Raw genomic sequence first — 2,866 nt, forward strand, 5'->3', positions numbered from 1 at the left:
CCGCTGGCTCGACTACGAGCTCGACGCGACGAAGCTGATCACGTACCCCGCGATGAGCGACGGCCGCCAACCGCTGACCGCGGCCTTCCTGCGCGCGAAGAAGGTGGCCGACAATCTCCGTCCTGCCCCGGGCGAGCCGCTCTCCCCGGAGCGTGTGCGTGAGTACCGCGACGCCGTGACCGACTACGAGGTCGCGTTCGAGGTCGCCGAGCGCGAGGCACGGCGCGTCAAGGACGCGGCGTTCACTCCCGACGAGCGCAAGCGCCTCGACACCGCGAAGCAGCTTTTGACGGTCGCCACCGATCAGGCGGCCACGCCGAACGAGCGGCAGCTCGCATACAAGCGCGTGCGCGAGGAGCTCGACGGCCTCATCTGGTTGAGCGACGAGGCCGTCGACGAGCTCGAGAAGAAGGTCGCGCTGGAGCTTCCCCGCGGTGCCGCGCAGCCGCACTCGTCCACGACCCCACCCGAGCCCGCGGCCTGACCGCTGCTCAGTCCTTCCGACGGATCCGAACCGGGCCCCGCGCCGACGTCACGTCGACCACGACGCCCTTCTGCGTCACCTCGACCTCGCCGCGGTCCACCAGCTCGCGAGCCGCGTCGCGCGCAGGCTGCATGAGCTCGCGCCAGTCGTCGCCGCCGACCGCGCGCGCCGCCTCGGACGGGCAGATCGTCTTACCCGCTTCACGGGCGGCGAGGAGTTCTCGAATGGATGCCACGAGCCGGGGATCCGCACCAGACGACGGGGTCATCTGTCCAGTCTCCTCCCGCGCTCTGGCGTCAGGGTCAGAATGAGCCGGTGATCACCGAGCGCCACGCCCCCGACCTCCCCGGACGCGCCGTCATCGCGCAGCGCTGGAATCGCGCGGTCTTCGTCCACTGGCGGGTGGACCCCGCCGACGTCGCGCCGTTGCTGCCGCCCGGGACGCGACCCGATGTGCACGACGGGTCGGCGTGGGTGGGCCTCGTGCCGTTCGTGCTGAGCCAGTTCCGCTTCCTGCCGCTGCCGCCGGTGCCGTTCGTCGGCACCTTCACCGAGATCAACGTCCGCACCTACGCGATCGATGACGAGGGTCGTCGTGGCGTGGTGTTCCGCACGCTCGAGGCCGAGCATCTCGCGCCGGTGCTCGCGGCCCAGGCGTTGTTCGGCCTGCCGTATCGGTGGGCGCGTGCGGGCGTGCGCACCGACGGCCCGCGGATCGAGTACCGCTCGCGACGTCACGGTGGCGGGTACCCGGGGACGCGGGTACGGGCCACGCTCGGCACGGACACGGTGGACGACGACCTCTCGCGCTTCCTCACGGCGCGGTGGGGCTTCCACGAGCGGCACCTCGGCCGCACGATCTGGGCGGCCAACAGCCACGAGCCGTGGCCGCTCGTCACCGCCGACCTCGACGTGCTCGACGACCAGCTCGTCTCCGACTCCGGCTTTCCGCAGCTCGCCGGACGGACGCCCGATTCCGTGCTCGCCATGCCCGCCGGGCACCCCGGCTTCATCACGCGCTTCACCGCCGCGCGCGCGATCCGCTGACATCTTCGACTCGCCCGGCGGGTGAAGAGTCGCTCGGTCCGACGGGCGACTGCTCCCCGCAACGCAGAAGGCTCCCCCCGCGGACGGAGGGAGCCTTCTGCGCACGAGATCAGCTGCGCTGGGTCGAGAACGCGTCGGGGTTCTGCTCGAGCCACGCGTCGACGGCCTCGGCCTCGCGGCCCTCGCCGTACTCGTTGACGACGAGGTCTTCGAGCGAGCCGTACTGCGCGTCGTCGAGCTGGATGCCGGCGATGAGCTCGGCGGCATCCGGGTAGGTCGAGGCGAAGCCGCTCGTGCCCAGGAAGTGCAGGGCCTCGGGGTCGCCCATCAGCCCCTGCGGGTCGGCGAGGTCCTTGACGTCGTACGCGTCGTTGGCCCAGAACGGACGCCACAGGGTGACGACGATGTCCTTCTGCGCCGCGATCGCGTTGTCGAGCTCGGTGAGCATCGCCGCGGTCGACGAGGTGACGAGCTCGAGGCCGTCGAGGCCGTACCCGGGCATCGCGACCTCCTGCGTCTGCTTGGTCAGGCCCGCGCCGGGCTCGATGCCGTAGATCTTGCCGTCGAAGCGCGCGGCGTTCGCCTGGAGCTGGTCGATCGAGTCGATGTCGACGTAGCTCGGGACCGCCATCGTGAGCTTGGCGTCGTCGTAGTAGGCGCCGAGGTCTTCGATGTCGTCGCCGTACTTGTCCATGTAGTCGGCGTGCGTGAGCTCGGGCCAGGCCGAGGGGTAGATGTCGACGTCGCCCTGGGCGAGTCCGGCGTACAGCGGGCCCGCCTCGGTGAGGGTCTGCATCTCGACGGTGTAGCCGAGCTTGCCGAGCTGGTCCTCGAGCAGGTACGCAGTGCTGAGACCGTCGGTCCACGAGGGGAGGAATCCGAGGGTGATGGTGCCCTTGTCGCCGCCGTCGCCCGAGCCGCCTTCGGCCTGGTTCCCGCTGGCGCAGCCGGCGAGGGCGAGGGCCGTCACGCTGCCGAGGGCGAGGGTCGCGGTGAGGTGTCGCGTCTTCATTGCTGTGTTCTCTTCCTTTTCGTACGTGATTTCCGGATATCCCTCACGCGAGCCACCGGGATCCGTCGCTCCCGCACCGGGCGACACGACGGATCCCGGCGGCTCGCGCCGAGGAGGGGCTCAGTGACCGCTCGAGATCGGGGCGCGGCGCGGCGAGGCCTTCTCGCGATCCGCCTCGGCTGCGGCATCCGCCGACGCCGTGTCGACGTGCGGCGCCTGGGTGGCATCGGCCGTGACGACCGCCGCGGGACGGGCGGCCCGCCGACGGGCGAGCACGCCGAGCAGAGACGAGGTGTTGTCGGCACGGTTGCCGAGAGCGGCGG

The 2,866-nt window shown here is 71.1% G+C and carries 4 protein-coding genes and 1 pseudogene; 2 read left to right on the plus strand and 3 right to left on the minus strand.

The window, feature by feature from the left end; genetic code table 11:
- Nucleotides 1-484, plus strand: a 484-nt coding sequence (locus QZ433_RS14450; RefSeq protein ID WP_295784785.1) for a hypothetical protein, incomplete at its 5' end; no start/stop codon positions are given.
- A 7-nt stretch (nt 485-491) separates the two neighbouring features.
- Here QZ433_RS14450 and QZ433_RS14455 read toward each other — a convergent pair.
- Nucleotides 492-752, minus strand: a complete 261-nt coding sequence (locus tag QZ433_RS14455) for a DUF3253 domain-containing protein (protein ID WP_295784787.1) — start codon at nt 750-752, stop codon at nt 492-494.
- A gap of 47 nt (nt 753-799) precedes the next feature.
- Here QZ433_RS14455 and QZ433_RS14460 point away from each other — a divergent pair, with 47 nt between their 5' ends.
- Nucleotides 800-1,531, plus strand: coding sequence for a DUF2071 domain-containing protein (locus tag QZ433_RS14460; protein WP_295784788.1), 732 nt, complete (start codon nt 800-802; stop codon nt 1,529-1,531).
- Nucleotides 1,532-1,640: 109 nt separating this feature from the next.
- Here the strand turns inward: QZ433_RS14460 and QZ433_RS14465 are convergent, their stop codons facing one another.
- Nucleotides 1,641-2,543, minus strand: a complete 903-nt coding sequence (locus QZ433_RS14465; RefSeq protein WP_295784792.1) for a glycine betaine ABC transporter substrate-binding protein — start codon at nt 2,541-2,543, stop codon at nt 1,641-1,643.
- A gap of 120 nt (nt 2,544-2,663) precedes the next feature.
- Nucleotides 2,664-2,866, minus strand: a pseudogene (locus QZ433_RS14470) (proline/glycine betaine ABC transporter permease); the annotation flags it as partial.

The organism is uncultured Microbacterium sp. (genome assembly GCF_913776565.1).
In the GTDB taxonomy this organism is placed as follows: domain Bacteria; phylum Actinomycetota; class Actinomycetes; order Actinomycetales; family Microbacteriaceae; genus Microbacterium.

Excerpts from the sequence above, each read along its gene's own strand:
- QZ433_RS14455 (WP_295784787.1), bottom strand. The coding sequence starts at position 752 with ATGACCCCGTCGTCTGGTGCGGATCCCCGGCTCGTGGCATCCATTCGA.
- QZ433_RS14465 (WP_295784792.1), bottom strand. The coding sequence starts at position 2,543 with ATGAAGACGCGACACCTCACCGCGACCCTCGCCCTCGGCAGCGTGACG.